The organism is Caballeronia sp. SEWSISQ10-4 2 (assembly GCF_030464885.1).
Classification (GTDB): domain Bacteria; phylum Pseudomonadota; class Gammaproteobacteria; order Burkholderiales; family Burkholderiaceae; genus Caballeronia.
The window spans coordinates 75,200-92,922 of the sequence record NZ_JALPRJ010000015.1 but is presented as its reverse complement, the minus strand read 5'-3'; the positions used below and the strand labels follow the sequence as shown (position 1 = coordinate 92,922).

The 17,723-nt window shown below is 59.9% G+C and carries 17 protein-coding genes and 1 tRNA gene; 7 read left to right on the top strand and 11 right to left on the bottom strand.

Annotated elements, in window-relative coordinates; genetic code table 11:
- Window positions 1-42: 42 nt before the first annotated feature.
- On the bottom strand, window positions 43-1,920 hold the full coding sequence (locus tag M0D69_RS12740) for an extracellular solute-binding protein (RefSeq protein WP_301782357.1): 1,878 nt from the start codon (window positions 1,918-1,920) through the stop codon (window positions 43-45).
- A gap of 228 nt (window positions 1,921-2,148) precedes the next feature.
- Between M0D69_RS12740 and fabI the strand changes: the two genes are divergently transcribed.
- The gene (gene fabI / locus M0D69_RS12735) at window positions 2,149-2,943 is read left to right on the top strand and encodes an enoyl-ACP reductase FabI (protein ID WP_301782356.1); all 795 of its coding nucleotides are present in this window, start codon (window positions 2,149-2,151) and stop codon (window positions 2,941-2,943) included.
- Between the two features lie 90 nt (window positions 2,944-3,033).
- Here fabI and M0D69_RS12730 read toward each other — a convergent pair whose 3' ends face one another.
- Both M0D69_RS12730 and M0D69_RS12725 read right to left on the bottom strand, forming a co-directional pair.
- Complete coding sequence (locus tag M0D69_RS12730; RefSeq protein ID WP_301782393.1) at window positions 3,034-3,444, bottom strand: hypothetical protein; 411 nt, start codon at window positions 3,442-3,444, stop codon at window positions 3,034-3,036.
- 277 nt (window positions 3,445-3,721) lie between these two features.
- The gene (locus tag M0D69_RS12725; protein ID WP_301782355.1) at window positions 3,722-4,042 is read right to left on the bottom strand and encodes a hypothetical protein; all 321 of its coding nucleotides are present in this window, start codon (window positions 4,040-4,042) and stop codon (window positions 3,722-3,724) included.
- Window positions 4,043-4,346: 304 nt separating this feature from the next.
- Between M0D69_RS12725 and M0D69_RS12720 the strand changes: the two genes are divergently transcribed.
- The 3 genes from M0D69_RS12720 to M0D69_RS12710 all read left to right on the top strand — a co-directional run bounded on the left by M0D69_RS12720 (window position 4,347) and on the right by M0D69_RS12710 (window position 6,201).
- Entirely contained in the window at window positions 4,347-4,910 is a 564-nt protein-coding gene (locus M0D69_RS12720) for a hypothetical protein (protein WP_301782354.1), read from the top strand.
- A 384-nt stretch (window positions 4,911-5,294) separates the two neighbouring features.
- The gene (locus tag M0D69_RS12715) at window positions 5,295-5,648 is read left to right on the top strand and encodes a winged helix-turn-helix domain-containing protein (RefSeq protein ID WP_301782353.1); all 354 of its coding nucleotides are present in this window, start codon (window positions 5,295-5,297) and stop codon (window positions 5,646-5,648) included.
- A 172-nt stretch (window positions 5,649-5,820) separates the two neighbouring features.
- Window positions 5,821-6,201 (top strand): single-stranded DNA-binding protein, encoded by a 381-nt coding sequence (locus M0D69_RS12710; RefSeq protein ID WP_047896543.1) that lies wholly within the window; start codon window positions 5,821-5,823, stop codon window positions 6,199-6,201.
- Between the two features lie 105 nt (window positions 6,202-6,306).
- Here the strand turns inward: M0D69_RS12710 and M0D69_RS12705 are convergent, their stop codons facing one another.
- A complete protein-coding gene (locus tag M0D69_RS12705) occupies window positions 6,307-7,032 on the bottom strand; it encodes a nuclear transport factor 2 family protein (RefSeq protein WP_301782352.1) in 726 nt (241 codons plus the stop codon).
- Between the two features lie 145 nt (window positions 7,033-7,177).
- Between M0D69_RS12705 and M0D69_RS12700 the strand changes: the two genes are divergently transcribed.
- Window positions 7,178-7,960, top strand: coding sequence for a helix-turn-helix domain-containing protein (locus tag M0D69_RS12700; protein ID WP_301782351.1), 783 nt, complete (start codon window positions 7,178-7,180; stop codon window positions 7,958-7,960).
- A gap of 156 nt (window positions 7,961-8,116) precedes the next feature.
- Here M0D69_RS12700 and M0D69_RS12695 read toward each other — a convergent pair whose 3' ends face one another.
- The 7 genes from M0D69_RS12695 to cysS form a co-directional block, all read right to left on the bottom strand.
- Window positions 8,117-8,422 (bottom strand): HigA family addiction module antitoxin, encoded by a 306-nt coding sequence (locus M0D69_RS12695; RefSeq protein WP_301782350.1) that lies wholly within the window; start codon window positions 8,420-8,422, stop codon window positions 8,117-8,119.
- A gap of 66 nt (window positions 8,423-8,488) precedes the next feature.
- Window positions 8,489-8,582: transfer RNA gene (locus M0D69_RS12690), tRNA-Ser, on the bottom strand.
- A 201-nt stretch (window positions 8,583-8,783) separates the two neighbouring features.
- Window positions 8,784-10,034 carry an aspartate kinase gene (locus M0D69_RS12685; protein WP_047896507.1) on the bottom strand — a complete coding sequence of 417 codons (1,251 nt, stop codon included), beginning with the start codon at window positions 10,032-10,034 and terminating at the stop codon, window positions 8,784-8,786.
- A 448-nt stretch (window positions 10,035-10,482) separates the two neighbouring features.
- Entirely contained in the window at window positions 10,483-11,910 is a 1,428-nt protein-coding gene (gene tilS, locus M0D69_RS12680; RefSeq protein ID WP_301782349.1) for a tRNA lysidine(34) synthetase TilS, read from the bottom strand.
- A gap of 113 nt (window positions 11,911-12,023) precedes the next feature.
- Window positions 12,024-12,995, bottom strand: a complete 972-nt coding sequence (locus tag M0D69_RS12675) for an acetyl-CoA carboxylase carboxyltransferase subunit alpha (protein WP_047896505.1) — start codon at window positions 12,993-12,995, stop codon at window positions 12,024-12,026.
- 118 nt (window positions 12,996-13,113) lie between these two features.
- The gene (locus M0D69_RS12670; protein ID WP_301782348.1) at window positions 13,114-14,190 is read right to left on the bottom strand and encodes a DNA-3-methyladenine glycosylase; all 1,077 of its coding nucleotides are present in this window, start codon (window positions 14,188-14,190) and stop codon (window positions 13,114-13,116) included.
- 44 nt (window positions 14,191-14,234) lie between these two features.
- Window positions 14,235-15,653, bottom strand: coding sequence for a cysteine--tRNA ligase (gene cysS, locus M0D69_RS12665; protein WP_301782347.1), 1,419 nt, complete (start codon window positions 15,651-15,653; stop codon window positions 14,235-14,237).
- Between the two features lie 423 nt (window positions 15,654-16,076).
- Between cysS and M0D69_RS12660 the strand changes: the two genes are divergently transcribed.
- Window positions 16,077-16,943, top strand: coding sequence for a M48 family metallopeptidase (locus M0D69_RS12660; RefSeq protein ID WP_301782346.1), 867 nt, complete (start codon window positions 16,077-16,079; stop codon window positions 16,941-16,943).
- A gap of 91 nt (window positions 16,944-17,034) precedes the next feature.
- A complete protein-coding gene (locus tag M0D69_RS12655; protein WP_301782345.1) occupies window positions 17,035-17,616 on the top strand; it encodes a peptidylprolyl isomerase in 582 nt (193 codons plus the stop codon).
- Window positions 17,617-17,723 lie beyond the last annotated feature (107 nt).

The window sequence follows — 17,723 nt, the reverse complement described above, 5'->3', positions numbered from 1 at the left end:
CGGTCCGCTTGAGTGAGTGCTTGAGTGAGTGAATGCGTGGATTTACTTCTCGGCTGCAGCAGATGACGTCGACGCGGCCGGCTTGAACCACCACGTCGATGTGATCCAGTCTTCGGCGGTGTAGTACAGCGGCAAGGTCGCCGGATACGCAAGCGTGTTGCGATACGCCACCCGGTGCGAAGCTGTGTACCAATGTGGAATCACATAATAACCGTGCATCAGGACCCGATCGAGCGCGTGGGTTGCATCGAGTAGTTGTTCGCGCGTCTGGGCACCGATCAACGTATGCACGATCGAGTCCACCGCCGGCGACTTCAGGCCCACGATGTTGTCCGAGCCCTGCTGATCCGCCGATTTGCTGCCAAAACGCGTCTCCTGTTCCGTGCCGGGAATCTGCACGTCGGGCATGCGCAAGCTGGTTACGTCGAAGTCGAAGGCGTCCAGCCGCTTCTGGATCAGCGCAAAGTCGACCGTCCGGAAGTTCGCGACAATCCCGAGCTTCTGCAAGTTGCGCTGGAACGTGGCGACGACAGGTTCCATCGACGCCCCGCCGCCCGAGTCGTCGAGAATCTCGAACACGAACGGCTCGCCCTTCGCGTTACGCAAAGCATTGTCCCGATACGTCCAGCCCGCATCGGCCAGCAGCTTGCGCGCCTTGATCAGGTTCGCGCGCAATGAACCGGGCGGATCGGTGTCCGGCTGCTTCACCATGTCGCCGAACACCGAGGGGTCGAGTTGTGCGCGAAATGGCGAGAGGATCGCGAGTTCGCCCACGCTCGGCTTGCCTGTGGCTTGCAGATCCGTGTTCGCGAAGAAGCTGTCGATGCGCGTGTACTGGCCGAAAAACAATTGCCGGTTCAGCCACTGGAAGTCGAACGCAAGATCGAGCGCCTGGCGCACGCGCACGTCCTGGAAAATCGGCCGTCGCAGGTTGACGAAAAAACCCTGCATGCCCGTGCCGTTGTGATTGCGGAATTCGCGCTTGATCAGCTCGCCGTTGTCGAAGCGTTTGCCGATGTCGCGACGCACCCAGTTACGCGCAATATATTCGACCAGCGCGTCGTACTCGCCGGCCTTGAACGCCTCGAGCCGCGCAACGCCGTCCGAATAAAGCTTGTACGTAATGCGCTCGAAGTTGTACGTGCCTGCACGCACCGGCAGCGCGTTGCCCCAATACGCCGGGGCGCGCTTGTAGGTAATCGTGCGGCCGTTGTCATACTGTTCGATGAGATACGGCCCGCTGCCTACGGGCTTTTGGAACGCGAGTTGATCGAAGGGAACGTGACTGCCGTCGGGCTTCATGCCCCACTTGTGCGAAAACACAGGAATCCCGCCCGCGATGAACGGCATCTCCCGCGTGCGCTCTTTGAAGTCGAAGCGAATGGTCAGCGGATCGAGAATGACTGCGCGCGCGATCTGGCCAAAATACACCGAGTATTGTGGCGCGGCCTGCGGGCTTTTCAGCGTCTCGAACGAGTATTTGACGTCCTCGGCCAGGACCGGATCACCGTTCGAAAAACGCGCTTTCGGGTTGATGTGGAACGTCGCGGAAAGACCGTCGGGCGCGACGTTGATGTCGTCGGCGAGAAGACCGTAAGCCGTCGATACCTCGTCGAGGCTGCCCGTTGTCAAACTCTCGAACATGTACCCGAGCCCGGGCGCTGGGTTGCCGCGCAGGGTGAACGGGTTGAATTTATCGAAGCTCGTGAGGCGGTTCGGGTTCGCCAGAACAAGCGTGCCGCCGCGTGGCGCGTCGGGATTCACGTAATCGAAGTGCTTGAAACCGGCTGGATATTTCGGCTCGCCGTACTGCGCGATGGCGTACACGGCCAGCGCCGCTTTCGGTACTGCGAGCCCGCCGAAGCCGATCAGCAAGCTGCCAAACAGAAGACCGAGGACCCGTCGGGAGCCAGTCGCCATGAGTGCCTTTATGTGTACCAGTGAAGCGATGATTGGAAAAACAGCTTGCCGCCTTAGGGCCGTTACAAGGCCGTTAAAGGACAGCCGAAGGGCCGCCAGGCATGGCCCGCCTTGAGCGATGTGAGAGAATTCTACTAAAACCACTGTCCCGGGCATTGTAACGACGTGCGCACGGCTTGCGCGCGCTCAGTCCGGGCATGTGCGATATCGACTTCTTAAGGAGCATTCATGGGATTTCTCGCTGGAAAACGGATTCTGCTGACGGGCTTGCTGTCGAACCGCTCGATCGCCTACGGTATCGCGGCAGCTTGCAAGCGCGAAGGCGCCGAACTCGCATTCACCTACGTGGGTGAGCGCTTCAAGGACCGCATCACCGAGTTCGCGACCGAATTCGGCAGCGACCTCGTGTTCCCGTGCGACGTGGGCGACGACGCCCAGATCGACGCCCTGTTCGTCTCGCTGAAAGAACGCTGGGACACGCTCGACGGTCTCGTGCATTCCATCGGCTTTGCGCCGCGCGAAGCGATCGCGGGAAATTTCCTCGATGGCATGACGCGCGAGAACTTCCGCATCGCCCACGATATTTCCGCGTACAGCTTCCCGGCGCTCGCCAAGGCCGCGCAATCGATGCTGTCCGCCGATGCCTCGCTGCTCACGCTCAGCTATCTGGGCGCCGAGCGCGCGATTCCGAACTACAACACGATGGGTCTGGCGAAGGCGTCGCTCGAAGCCAGCGTGCGTTATCTGGCGGCATCGCTGGGGGAAAAGGGGGTGCGCGTGAACGGCATCTCGGCAGGTCCGATCAAGACGCTGGCGGCCAGCGGCATCAAGGGTTTCGGCAAGATTCTGGAGTTCGTCGAGAACAACGCGCCGTTGCGGCGCAATGTGACCATCGACCAGGTCGGCAATGTGGCGGCATTCCTATTGTCGGATCTGGCAGGCGGCGTGAGCGCCGAGATTATCCACGTCGATAGCGGCTTTAATGCGGTCGTCGGCGGAATGGCCGCTCAGGCGGCGGAATAGCATCCGGACGAAGGCCATCCTTTAGCCGTCGATGAAGTCAAAAAGGCCGTCCCGCTTGCGCGGGACGGCCTTTTTTTGATGCCCGGGCGTTTAATTGCGGTAGTCGTTATGGCCGCGATTTCCGCCGTGATTGCCGTGATCACCATGGTTGCCGCGATCACCGCCGCCACCGTGTCCGTGTCCCGGACCGCCATGACCATACGACGGTCCGTAGTTCGGACGCCCGCCATTTCGCCGATACCAATCGTCACGACTCCAATAGCGGCGGCCATCGTAGTAGCGGTTGCCATACCAGCCGATCACCACCGGCGGCGGCGCGTAGTAAGGCTGCGGCTGATAGATGACTGGCGGCGGTGGCGCGTAGTAAGGCTGCGGCGCCACATAGATCGGCGCAGGAATACCGATGTTGATGCCCACGCTCACGCCGCCGGCGTGGGCAAGACCGGACATCGTGGCGAGGCACAGACCAGCGATGCCAGTCAGAATCCGGATGCTTTTGATCTTGTTCATGTAAGGCGCGCCTCTGGCCATCATTGTTCAGGTGGAAGCGAATATAGCGGATCGCATTCGATCCGGTACTTCAACTTTGTAAGCTGTTCTTCTGCGTAAAGGTATTGTCTGCTGAAAGCTTACTTTTTGTTACATCGCGGGAAATGGCGGACGGGACGGCATCAGGCTGAGCGGTTATTGCGGGCGCGGGAAAAACGAAGGCCATCCGGTTTGAGCCGGATGGCCTTTGCGCTGAATGCCTGACAATGTGGTTTATAGCGTCTAGTCTTTAATTCCAGCCGCGATGGTCGCCATATCGCGGGCCACCGTGATAGCGGTACCAGTCGTGACGATTCCAATAACGGCGGCCGTCCCAATAACGATCGCCGTGCCAGCCAATCACCACAACCGGCGCTGCATACACCGGCGGCGGTGCGTAGACGACGGGCGGAGGCGGCGGTGCATAGACCGGTTGCGGAGCCACGTAGACGGGTGCAGGCACGCCGATATTGATACCAAGACGCACTTGAGCCATTGCCGCACCGGACACTCCGAGCGCCCCGATGGCGATCGCGCCGGCAAAAATGGAAGTCTTCAGTTTGTTGTTCATTTGAAGTGCACCTCAACTAAATAGGTTTTGTTGAGGTAAATCTTAGCGGAATGACTCCGCCGAAATGTTTCAAGTCGGTAACTCCGAATTACGGCTACCAACACCATGTGACACAAGATTTCTTTCGCTGAGCGCCCTCTCGCGTCGAGAGGCACCGGGCCGCTCGGCGTATAGGCGCGAATAGATTCGATGCGCGCTGATAGAATTCATCCCTACAGCACTTATCGTTCATCACCTGCCGCGGCCCGATCAAGGTTCGCGATCTTTGCCCCGCGTGCAATCGAGTTTGCCTTCTGATTTGTCCATGAACATCCGCCATCGCCTCGCCGTGGTCTGCGGCACCACTTTCGTATTCCTGCTCACGCTGGTCGCGAACGAATGGATCTTCCGGCATTCGGAATTCGTGCGCGGCGTCAACTGGATTTACCTGCCCGCCGGCATACGCCTTTTATGCACGCTGTTATTCGGCGCGCTTGGCGCAATCGGCATACTAATAGCGTCGTTGACCAGTTGTTTTTTCTACTACTTCCCGAACGACCCGGTTCGCGCGACTTTCGGCGGCATTATCTCTGCGCTCGCACCGTATCTCGTGTATCTCTTCGCCACACGCAAACTTGGACTCAGCACATCACTCTCGAATCTCACGGCCGGACGTCTGCTAGTTCTGATCCTGCTCTATTCGCTTGCCGGCCCTGCCATGCAACAGGCCTGGATTGCATTGAGCGGAGACACTGAAAACATCGGTGAACGTTTTCTCGTGATGTTCATTGGCGATCTGAGCGGGACCCTCATGATCATCTATACGCTGAAGCTGGGCTTATGGTTTGTCACGCGAATGCATGCGTCGATGCATCGGGCCTCGCGCTGACGCTGAATTGCCGTGTCATAACGTTAGCGGTTACGTCGCTGGCGGCGATCAGGCAACGTCAAAGGATTCATGAAGCTGCGCGATTTCGCCGTCGGCATATTGCGCGCTAAAACGCCCCGCCGTCGCCGCTTCGCGATGCTTGTCTGAAGCCATCATGATCGTTCAATTGGCTACGTTGCCCAGCGTCCATCGCAGGGCAACGTGCTCTTTTTTTTGTGGCTCTCAGGTCTAGTTGCGCGTTACTTCATTACGTCGGTAAGCGCCCTCTTTCGTAAATCGTAACATTTAATTATCAAAATGATAAGGTGTTTTGAAGGCGGTATTAAGGAAGGGCGGTTTAGTGGCCGATGCTATGATTCACGGATGCATCTCAAGTCCGCCGCCATGGCAAAAAAACACCTTGTCGATACCTATTTTCGCTTCCTGAACCTCGCTCAGGCTGTACAGGCATTGCCGTCCGTTCCGAAACTCGATGCCGCCGAAGAACGTCTGCTCGAAGCGCTGACAGCGGCCTGGCACGCCGGGCGTACGCTGACTGTGACCGAGACAATGGCGTTATCGATTGCGGGTGCGCCGGCGACGGTGCATCGCAAGCTCGCGCGCTTGAGACGGGAAGGACTCGTCTCAGTGGACGAATCGAGTACGGATCTGAGGACCAAGACCGTCGTACCCACGCGCAAGGCACTCGAGTATTTCGAGAAGCTGGCAGCGTGTCTCGAAGAGGCGAAGCGGAAGTAGACGGGACGTCGAGCGCGCAATGCTCATCGAGGCCGATCAAGTTCCAAACCGGTTGAACACTCGATTCAGCCCGAACCCGCAGTCAGGCGCTTTTTAAAACACCATCCAATGCATTCGGCAGCGAAACGCCTGCTTGCAATGAGACAATCGGTGAATTTTGAAGGGGCACACCATGATCGATGGCCTGGTTTCCGGACGTCTCTATGGCACGGCGCAAGTGCGCACCGGTCAGCACGGCACGCACTTCGTGACATGCCGGGTTCGTGCCGCGGCCGGCGATGGCGAGAGCCTGTTCGTGAACGTGATCGCCTTCGACGACACCGTCAAGGAAGCGCTCCAGGCGCTCGATGACGGCGACAGCGTCTCGCTTGCCGGCGCACTTACGCCGAAGACCTGGACGGACAAGCAAGGCAACGCGAAACCGGCGCTGGACATGGTCGTGCACGCGGTGCTGACTGCCTACCATGTGCAGCGAAAGCGGCGGGCGGTGCGCGGCGAAACGGGGCAAACGGACTCGCACGGAGCCGACGAACTGGACGACGACGAACTCTGAGTTCGATGGTTCGCTTGTGATGCAATGACAAGACATCGCGTTTTCGGAGCGGGACACCCTCGCCGGCGGGAGAGAAATCGGCAGCCCGTCGAGCTGCCAATTCTGCTACCGGTTCAACGCCTGAATCAGCGGATGATCGCAGTAGATCCGGTTCTCATAAACCTGGCCACTCCTGTGACGAACGCAGTCCACCCCTTCGAAGCGAAGCGGCATGTCGCCGTGGGTACCCGTTGCAATCCAGCGTATGAAGACCGTATCGCCGCGACTCGCGTAGTCGGCCACTTCCAGCCTGAAATCCGGAACGTGGCGCAGCAGTTCATGTAGCGGGCGAACGTAGGCTTCCACGCCCTTCAAAGGCTCCTGCAGTCCCGGCCAATATCCCTCGATATCCGCCGCGAGTTCATCGCTCGGCTTGCCGAAATCCGGCGCGCTCCAGAAAGCGGCGTACTTCTCGACGGACCATTGCTGGCCCATCAGCGTGCTGTCGAGAAAACCGGTAATGCCGGCGAACCGTCCATCGATGGAAAATTCGCCGATGTCCGTACCACTCGCAAACTGCCGCCCGCTGGCGTCGATCAAACGCCAACTGAAGCGCACCATCGCGCCCGTCGCATCGATCCCGCCGACACGCTCGAACGTCAACCCCGGCATCTGCGCCTGAAACGCGCCAATCATCGCGGCAAATTCCTTTGGGCCTGTGCTGCTCATCATCGGGTCGGCGTAGCGGGCGCCCTCGAGCAAAACCTGCCCGGCCAGAGCGTTGCGGCGAGACGGATTCGTCTCGCTCCATGTATCGATATAACGGCTCACCAGAACGTCATACTCAGTCATGATTCCCTCCTTCCTCGGAAAGTCTTCCAGGCGATGGCCGGACTGGGTTAGCGCGGCCTGGAATCAATCATCGGGACAAGCATGACGTCGGTCGATTACCCGGGAGGTAATGGAGCGGCGTGCGCCGGTTTGATAAGGTAGAACCATGAACACATTGACTGCGACGGCTGTTCCTATCGGCCCACTGATCAAGCACTGGCGCGAACGACGGCGTATGAGCCAGCTTTATCTGGCCAACGAGGCGGAGATTTCGAGCCGGCATCTGAGTTTTATCGAAACGGGTCGCGCCACGCCGAGCCGCGCGATGGTGCTCAGGCTCGCCGAGTATCTGGATGTGCCGCTGCGCGAGCGCAACCAGTTGTTGACGGCGGCCGGGTTTGCGCCGGTGTTCCAGGAACGCTCACTCACTGATCAATCGATGCAGCCCGCGCGTGCTGCAGTCGAGCAGGTTTTGAAGGGGCAAGAGCCTTATCCGGCACTGGCTATCGACCGGCATTGGAATCTGGTGTCGGCAAATGGTGCTGTGGCTGCGCTGATTGCCGATGCTGATCCGTCGTTGCTCGAACCGCCGGTGAATGTGTTGCGCTTGAGTTTGCATCCGCGAGGATTAGCACCGAAGATTGTGAATCTGGGGCAATGGCGTGGGCATTTGCTGGAGCGACTGGAGCGTCAAATCAGTCTCACGGCCGATCCGCAATTGATCGCGTTGCGCGATGAGTTGAAGCGTTATCCGGGCGGATCGGGTCGGGATGACGCGGTGGAATCTTCTATCGCCATTCCGTTCGTGTTGAGCACGGCTGCAGGGCAGTTGTCGTTCATCAGCACGACACTGATGTTCGGTACGCCGGTCGATGTCACGTTGTCCGAGTTGGCGATCGAGTTGTTTTTTCCAGCGGATGAAACGACTGCGGCGGCGTTGAGGCGATGAGGCGGGCTGCAGTCGATGCAATCGGCCATTCAACGTTTAGCGGCACACTCCCGCTTCGTTACTTAGCCTAACGAAGCATCCTGAGCCGGTGGACTGACTACTCACCGGTTGAGTCAATAGATCGTGCGTGCGGCGTTTCCTGTGTGCAACTGATATTTAAGCAGCTTGGGCATGCACGCCAGGACGAGCCGGAGCAACCTTCGGAATGCCCTTCGCGCGAAGTTGCCACATGTCGTATTTGACTTGCATTTGCAACCAGCCGAGCGCGGATGGTCCGGTTGTCCACTGTTCGAGCCTGGCAGCCATCTCCGGGCTGATAGCAGCATGCTCATTGATAACCCGTGAGAGGGTCGCACGGGACACGCCGAGTTGCTCGGCCGCCTCGCTTACCGTCAAGCCCAGGGCCGGCAAAACATCCTCGCGCAGCAGCGAGCCGGGATGGGGAGGATTGCGTTGAATCATCGTCTTTGTTCCTCGAAAAAACAAAACCCCCGTAAGTCCTAAGACTTACGGGGGTCTGCATCCTTCTGGCGGAGACGGAGGGATTCGAACCCTCGATCCAGGTTTTAGCCCAGATGCTCCCTTAGCAGGGGAGTACCTTCAACCTCTCGGCCACGTCTCCTGCACTTTTTGTCGCGCGGGAGGCAGCGCGACGAAGCCAAGATGATAGCGGGTTAGCCGCCGCTGGTCAATTTCATGAGACAAAATTTTTCATCTCGTGAAGTGCATTGCACAGTCATCGAACAGCGTCCCGCAGCTTATTTCGAATCCAGCAAAAACCCGCACTCCAAGCTCTCACGCACCCACGCTGCTACACGCTTCTTTACCCGCGATCCAGTTCGAACACCTTATGCAGCGCGCGCACGGCGAGCTCGGTGTACTTTTCGTCGATAAGCACCGAGATCTTGATTTCGGACGTCGAAATCATCTGGATGTTGATGCCCTCTTCCGCCAGCGTACGGAACATCGTGCTCGCGATCCCCACATGCGAACGCATACCCACGCCGACCACCGAAACCTTCGACACCTTCGGATCGCCGCGCACCTGCTCGGCCTTGACGTGATCCTTCACCTGGTTCGTCAGGATCTCCATGGCGTGCGCGTAATCGCCGCGGCCGACCGTGAACGTGAAGTCGGTCTTGCCGTCCACGCTCGTGTTCTGGATGATCATGTCGATGTCGATATTCGCATCGGCCACCGGCCCGAGGATCTGGTACGCGATGCCCGGCTTGTCGGGAACGCCCATCACGGCAATACGCGCTTCGTCGCGCTGAAATGCGATGCCCGAGATAACAGCTTTTTCCATGGTCTCGTCTTCTTCAAAAGTAATCAGGGTGCCCGAGCGCATTTCGGTTTCGAGCGGAATCAACGGGTCCGTCAGGCTCGACAACACGCGCGTCTTGACCTGATATTTGCCGGCGAATTCCACCGAACGGATCTGCAGCACCTTCGATCCGAGGCTCGCCATTTCCAGCATTTCCTCAAACGTCACGCGATCCAGCCGGCGCGCTTCTTCCACCACGCGTGGATCGGTGGTGTAGACGCCATCCACGTCCGTATAGATCAGGCATTCGTCGGCTTTCAACGCCGCCGCGATCGCAACCGCCGACGTGTCCGAACCGCCGCGTCCCAGCGTGGCGATATGCCCGTCCGGGTCAACACCCTGGAAGCCCGTGACCACCACGACTTTGCCCGCGTCGAGATCGGCCAGCACGCGCGTGCCGTCGATGTCGTTGATGCGTGCTTTCGTGAACGCGCTGTCCGTCTTGATCGGTACTTGCCAGCCGGCGTAGCTGACCGCTTCAAGCCCTTCGGCTTGCAACGCAATCGCGAGCAGGCCGACGCTCACTTGTTCGCCCGTGGAGGCGATCATGTCGAGTTCGCGCGGGTCGGGGTGTGCGGTGATTTCGCGCGCGAGGCCGAGCAGGCGGTTCGTTTCGCCGGACATGGCCGACGGGACGACGACCATCTTGTGGCCGGCCTTGTGCCATTTCGCGACGCGCTTGGCGACGTTCTTGATGCGCTCGACCGAGCCCATCGAAGTGCCGCCGTATTTATGTACGATGAGTGCCATTGTCGTTTTGAACAGGAGGAAATGCCGCGCTGGCGCGCCGTGTGATGCGCCGCGTACTGCACGTGGTTCACGTAATGCATCAGAAGCCGGCTTGACGAAAACACAAGCAAACTCTGGATCGGTGCGATCGACGACTTAAGCGTGACGACGAAGCGCGGTGGCCGCGCGCGCAAGGTTGGCTCGCACGCAAAATGCAATTCTGGCGGCTAAAAACGCGTCTTCTGGACGGAAAAGCTGCTTGAAAAGCGTTGCGGGAAACCGGTAAACGTACCCGATCGAGGGTTAAAACACAAGCCGGAACGGGCGATTCGACCCGTTTTGCGGCCCGCGGATGGGCGTCGCGAAAGAAAGCTGACCGGAATTCATGCTCGTCCGCGCAGCGGTGAAAAATCGGGGACAGAGTACTTTGCGCGTGTTGGATACGGTCCTGGAACAGCCAGACGCGCTCTCAGGCAATCACCAGGTCCGGTTGCCACACAATCCGCCGATATCCACCCTCGCCGCTCGCTTGCGGACACCCTCGATTGACACCAATCGCCGGTACGAACAGCAAGGTCTCGCCGAGAAACACCAGCGGCACGTCGCGTTTCCAGCCCGGCACGCCGCGCTCCTGAAACAGGTTTTTCAGGGTCCGGCCCGGCCCGTCCGCCGATAAACGCAAACGCTCGCCGCCCGCGCGCGAACGCGCGCAAAGCGGCGCGGCGCGCAGCGTGGCCTCGGGAATCGCGTCCGCATCGTCTTGCGCAACCGGCTCGAATACAAACGTCCCCCGCCAATGCGGCAGGCGCCAGACGCTTTCGCCATTCCAGTTCAGCACGCTCGCCATGCGCGCGGGGTTCGCGCCTTCGTCAAGATCGGCGGGGTCCGCGCTATCGCCCTTTTCCCAGAAGATCGCATCGCGATACGCCCGCAGGCAAAATCCCGCGTGATCGATGCGCAGCGCGTGGCCATCGCGGGAAACCGCGGCATCGCGCAATTGCCGCAACACTTCGCCAATCCGCGCCGCCGATGCCGCCTGAAGCCCGAGCGAACGCATCCAGTAACGCAACAGGTTGATCGCGCGCTCATCGTCGAAAGCGAGTACCGCCGATAAACTCAGCGCACCCTCATCGTCGCCCTCGGCCGAGGCCATATCGATACGCGCGAGTTCATCGAGCAACCTTTGCGCCGACGCCGCATGCGACGCGGTCCGCGCGAGCGCATCGCGGAAACCGGGGAAATGGACGGCCAGCGCCGGCAGTACGTCGTGACGCAGCGCGTTGCGGGCATAACGGGTATCGGCGTTGGATTCGTCGTCGATCCAGCGCAGGTCACGCTCGTGCGCGTAATGCTCGAGTTGGGCGCGCAACAAGTGCAGGAACGGCCGCACGCGTTGAACCGATGCACCATCGGCACGCTGCGGCGCCATCGCGGCGAGCCCGGCCACACCCGCCCCGCGCAGCAATTGCAACAACACAGTTTCCGCCTGATCGTCAGCGTGATGTGCAAGCCAGAGCGCGCTTGCGCCCTGCTCTTCACACAGCGCATCGAGCGCGCGATAACGCGCGTCTCGTGCTGCAGCTTCCAGACTCTCGCCACCTTCGCGCACCACATCGACCTGTCGCGATGCAAACCTCACACTCAGCGATTGCGCGAACGCATGGCAATGCGCGGCCCATGCGTCCGCGTTCGGACTCAAGCCATGATGAATGTGCAACGCAATCACACGCGATGGCCCCGCGCATCGGACCGCGGCGTCGAGCAGCGTGGTCGAGTCGAGACCGCCGCTGAACGCGACGGCGACGGGGTTATCGATGGAAGCCGGGACATCGGCAAACGCCGCGCGCACCGCATCGATCACGAGGCGACTGGCGGGAGTGTCAGTGTCGGATGTCACGGGAATCGGCTGGTTAGCTTGTCATCAAGACAGTTGCCGCCAAGGCAGTTGCCATCAAGGCCGGCCGTCAGGACAAACTGCGGGAAGGGAATCGTGAGCGCCGGGCTCAAGCTTCACGCACCCGGCAGGTTTTCCTTGAACTTGCCGTACGCCATCAGCTTGTCGAAGCGGCGCGCGCGGACGTCGAGCGCGTTCATGCCGTGGAACTGGCGCAAGGTATCGGCTAATGCACGGCGCAACAACGCAGCCATGCCCTTCGGATCGCGATGCGCACCGCCGAGCGGCTCGTTGACGATCTTGTCGATCAGTCCCAATGCCTTCAGCCGATGAGCCGTCAATCCCAGCGCTTCGGCCGCTTCCGGCGCCTTCGCCGCACTTTTCCACAAGATGGACGCACAGCCCTCGGGCGAAATCACCGAGTACGTTGCGAATTGCAGCATCAGCACGCTGTCGGCAACGGCAATAGCCAGCGCGCCACCCGAACCGCCCTCGCCAATGATCGTTGCCACAATCGGCGTCTTCAGTTCGGCCATCACATACAGATTACGACCGATTGCTTCCGACTGCCCACGCTCTTCCGCACCAATCCCGGGATACGCACCGGGGGTATCGATGAACGTGAAAATCGGCAAGCCGAATTTTTCAGCGAGACGCATCAGCCGCTCAGCCTTCCGATACCCCTCCGGACGCGGCATGCCGAAATTGCGCGCCGCGCGCTCCTTCGTGTCGCGGCCCTTCTGCTGGCCGATCACCATGCAAGGCTGGCCGTTAAAACGGGCCAGACCGCCGACAATAGCTAGGTCGTCCGCATAAGAGCGGTCGCCGTGGAGTTCGTGGAAGTCGGTGAAAAGCTCGTTCACGTAGTCGAGCGTGTACGGGCGCTGCGGATGGCGCGCGATCTGCGAAACCTGCCAAGGGGTCAGGTTTGCATAGAGGTCTTTGGTAAGTTGCTGGCTCTTCTTCGACAGCCGCTCGATTTCTTCCGAAATATCGACAGCGGAATCGTCCTGAACGAAGCGCAATTCTTCGATCTTCGCTTCGAGTTCAGCGATCGGCTGTTCGAAATCCAGAAACGTGGTCTTCATATGTTCGAATCCTAGAGCATCGGGCAGCGCGTATTCTAACCGCGCCAGCCTCACTAAATTTCGGGTCGCAACTATCGATTATAAGATATCAATAGTGCAATAACTGCGACCGCGCATTTTAGTGATCGGCGGGGACAGGGTAGAGGCTGCGCCACATGTACCAGGTCGCGACGGTGCGCCACGGTTCCCAGTTGGCCGCGACTTCGCGCGCTTCGCTGCGCGTCACGGGTTCACCGCTGAAATAGTTGACGCTGATCGCCTGGATCAGGCCGAGGTCATCGAGTGGCAGGACGTCCGGGCGCGACAGGTTGAAGATCAGGAACATCTCCGCCGTCCATCGGCCGATGCCGCGAATCTGCGTCAACTCCGCGATCACGGCTTCATCTTCCATCGATGTCCAGCTATCGACGTGCAGCGCACCCGATACGAAATGCTGCGCGACATCGAGAATGTATTCCGACTTCCGTTTCGACAACCCGCATGACTGCAACTTCGCCGGGCCCACCTTGATGAACTGCTGTGGCGCGAGTGTCGGGCACGCGCCTTCCACGCGCTTCCATATAGCCTGCGCAGCCGAAACGGAAATCTGCTGACCAACCACCGAACGTGCGAGCGTGGTGAACGGATCATCACGATTGATCAGGTGCACTGGGCCGAACTTCGGGATCAGTTTCTTAAGGATACGGTCACGCTTGACGAGGTCGGCGCAGGCCTTGTCCCAATACTCGGGACGCGCAGCTTCCGCCGACAGTCCGGGCGTCTGCACCGGCACGGTCTTCTCGGCGGTGATCGCACGCGACTTGCGAACGATCTCGCCGTCATTCTGCGGATCGCGCACGAGCGCCTGCGCAGCGTCGGCGCCGGCAGCCGTCGCGACGGCTTTGGCATCGAGCGCATTGTTGGCGTCGCCGCTCACCTTCTTCTGCGACACTTTCGGCGCCGCCGCCCGCACCGGCTTGCGTACACGAGCGGCGCCGTTCGATTTAACAACGCCGTCATGCGCCACGCCATTGACGGCACGTTTCTTCGATGCAGTCTTGCGTTCTCCGTCGTGGCCAGCGCCGTTGGCGAGCTTCGCCTCGGGCGTCGATACCTTCGACGTTTTTACTTGCGCGCGCCGAGCGACCTTGCTCGCTGGCACTGCGATACTTCCGGACGCGGCTCGTTTAGCCGGCGCCTTCCTGGCCGTTGCCATCATGCCTCCTACCTGGCGAGTCGATCAAAGGGAACGAGAGGCGCTTAGCTGCGACGCCATTCGGTCAACCCACCCGGTTTGTCTTCAAGTGCAATCCCGGCGTCGAGCAATTCGGCGCGAATCCGGTCTGCTTCGGCATAGTTCTTTGCCTGCTTCGCAGCAACGCGAGCGGCGATCCTCGTTTCTATATCGGCAGGCGTGAGGGTTTCTGTACCTTCTTTGCCACCACTATCGCGACTGCCGCGCGGTGTGTCCTGAAGAAACGCACGCGGCTCGCGTTGTAATAATCCGAGCACGGCGGCCAGTTCCTTCAATTGACGCGCGAGCACTGTATCCTGCGAGCGATTCACTTCGCTTGCCAACTCGAACAACACGGCGATCGCGACCGGCGTGTTGAAGTCGTCGTTCATGGCCGCGCGAAAACGTTGCGCATGCGCTTCGTTCCAGTCGAGCGGCCCGGCATCCGGCGTCACATCTTTCAACGCTGTATACAAACGCGTGAGCGCCCCACGCGCGTCATCTATATGAACGTCGCTGTAATTGAGCGGCGAACGATAGTGTGCCCTTGCAATAAAAAAGCGCACGACTTCCGCATCGAATTTTTCGAGGACCTCGCGGATGGTGAAGAAGTTGCCCAGCGACTTCGACATCTTTTCGCTGTCGATCTGCACAAAGCCGTTATGCATCCAGTAGTTCACGAACTGAACGCCCGTTGCTGCCTCGCTCTGCGCAATTTCATTCTCATGGTGCGGAAACTGCAGGTCCTGACCGCCGCCGTGAATGTCGAATCGATCGCCTAGCAAGGTGCAGCCCATGGCCGAACACTCGATATGCCAACCCGGCCGGCCGCGTCCCCAAGCCGAGTCCCAACCTGTGTCCGGCGGCTCGCCTTCCTTCGCCCGTTTCCACAATACGAAGTCGAGCGGATCTTGCTTGGCATCGTTTGCGGCCACGCGTTCGCCCGCGCGCAAGTCTTCGATCGACTTGCCCGACAGCTTGCCGTAGCCCGCGAACTTGCGTACCGCATAGTTAACGTCGCCGTCTGTCGCCTGATACGCGTAACCATTTTGCTCGAGCGTCTGGATCATGCCGAGCATCTGGGGAACGAAGTCGGTCGCGCGCGGTTCGAGATCGGGACGGGCTACGCCGAGCGCATCCGAATCCTCGTGCAGCGCATCGATAAACCGTTGCGTCAGCGCCTTGATCGGCTCACCGTTTTCGACCGCACGGCGAATGATTTTGTCGTCGATGTCTGTGATGTTGCGCACATAAGTCACGCGATAGCCGAGTGTCCTGAGCCAGCGCTGGACGACGTCGAATACGACCAGCACGCGGGCATGGCCCACATGACAATAGTCGTACACCGTCATTCCACAGACATACATGCGCACTTCTCCGGCACGGAGCGGCACAAAAGCTTGCTTGTCACGCGCGAGCGTGTTGTAGATGCGCAATGAGTTCATAAACGATGGTGCGTGGGCCGGGACATCCGTGTGTTTCGATCGCTGGCCGATGTTGTGACGGCGTGCTTCATGTTCGCATTCATTCCTGGCTGCCGATGAAAACGGTGCTTTGTGCACTGCTGTGACTCATGCTACAGCTAGCCATGAGACGACAGCAACAGCGAGAACGGCAATGAGAAACAGCGACGAGAAGCAGTGATGAAAAGCAGCGACGAAAACGACGTCGACGCGAACATCTGCGGGTGGCATGTTTCAGCACGTTCAACATGTTTGATCCGGCCCGGCTTCGAACTCGAAGCGCTCGGAGCCGTGCGCGCCGTCGCGAGAAACATGACGGTCACATTGCGATCAAAACGGAGGCGGCCGCGAGTGGCGTAAAGACTGTCTGGACGTTCAGCGGAACGTTGCAGACGTTTTGTTAGAATGGGTCGGAGTATAACATCCAGACTAGAGCCTATGAAACCTTCCAGCGGCCGCGCGTCAAGCGTTGCCAAGCTCGCGGCGACCGCCCTTGCAACCGTCACATTCGGACTCGCCGCAACGTTTTTGGCGGTTACGCCGGCAGCGGCGCAAGTGTCCACCGCCACCGCGGACGGCACACCCGCCATCGACCAGGCCATCGCGCAGAAGGAGTGGCCGAATGCGCTGGCACAACTCGATGCACGCCTCAAGACGAACCCGCGCGACGTTCAGGCCAAGTTCAAGCGTGCGACCGTACTCGCGCGTTTGAACCGGGACGACGAAGCTATTGCCGCGTTCACCGAGCTCACCCAGGCTTACCCTGAACTGCCCGAACCATATAACAATCTCGCGGCGCTCTACGCCAAGAAAGGCCGCTACGACGAAGCACGCGTAGCGCTCGAAACGGCGACGAAGGCGAATCCAAGCTACGCGCTGGCGTTCGAAAATCTCGGCGATTTGTATCTGCGGCTTGCAAGCGAATCATATAAGCGGGCTCAGTCGCTCGGATCGAAGAGTCCGTTGACGGCGCAACGCGTGGGCGATATCCAGAAGATCGTGTCGCCGCCGCCGCGACGTCGTCCGGAAGCAGCAGCGGCTGCGGCTGCGTCGGGTGCTTCGCATGTATCGGCCGCTTCGGCGGCTGTGGCCGCGTCTTCGTCGAGTGCAACCTCTAGTGACTGGTCAACGCAGGGTTCCGGCACGAGCTCGGGGACCACATCGGGAACCACATCGGACACGACGGACATGTCGTCGCCGCTCTACTCGCCGTACTCCGGACCGAGCGTCCCGCTCTCAACCACACCTTACTTCGCGCCGACGAATCCGTGACCCGGCAGGATCGTACGTTCAAACAGTTTGATGTTTGAACGTACGGCCAAGTCTTCACACGTAGCTGCTCCAACCAGAGGATCGATTGCTCATGAAAAGTTTGTTGTTGGCGCTCGGCAGCGCTGCACTCATCGCCCAGGCGCCCGCCTTTGCCCAGTCGTCGCAGACCACGGCTCACCCGAGCGTGCTGCTCAAGACTTCGCAAGGCGACATCAAGGTCGAGTTGTATCCTGAGAAGGCGCCGAAAAGTGTCGCCAACTTTCTCAACTACGTGAAGTCCGGCCAATACAACGGCACGATTTTTCATCGCGTGATTCCGGGCTTCATGATTCAGGGCGGCGGCTATACGACCAGCTTCGTCGAAAAACCCACGCTCGCGCCCATTCCGCTTGAAAGCAAGAACGGGCTGAAGAACACGACCGGCACGCTCGCGATGGCGCGCACGAGCGATCCGAATTCGGCCACCTCGCAGTTCTTCATCAACACCGTCGATAACACCGGCCTCGATTATCCCAACGGCGACGGCAACGGTTATGCCGTGTTCGGCAAGGTGGTCTCGGGCATGGACGTCGTGAAGAAGATCGAAGGCACCCCGACTACCACGCGCGGCCCGATGGCCGATGTGCCGCAAACGAATGTCGTGATCCAGTCGGCCAGCGTGGTCGCGAAGTAAGCTGGGGAATAGGTCGGAAAGCAAGTCGGGGAACAAAAGTCGTAGCCGCTCGCCTTTGCAGCGAGCAGGCATGAAGCAGGCATACGCCGTGCGCGTCGCGTATTGCC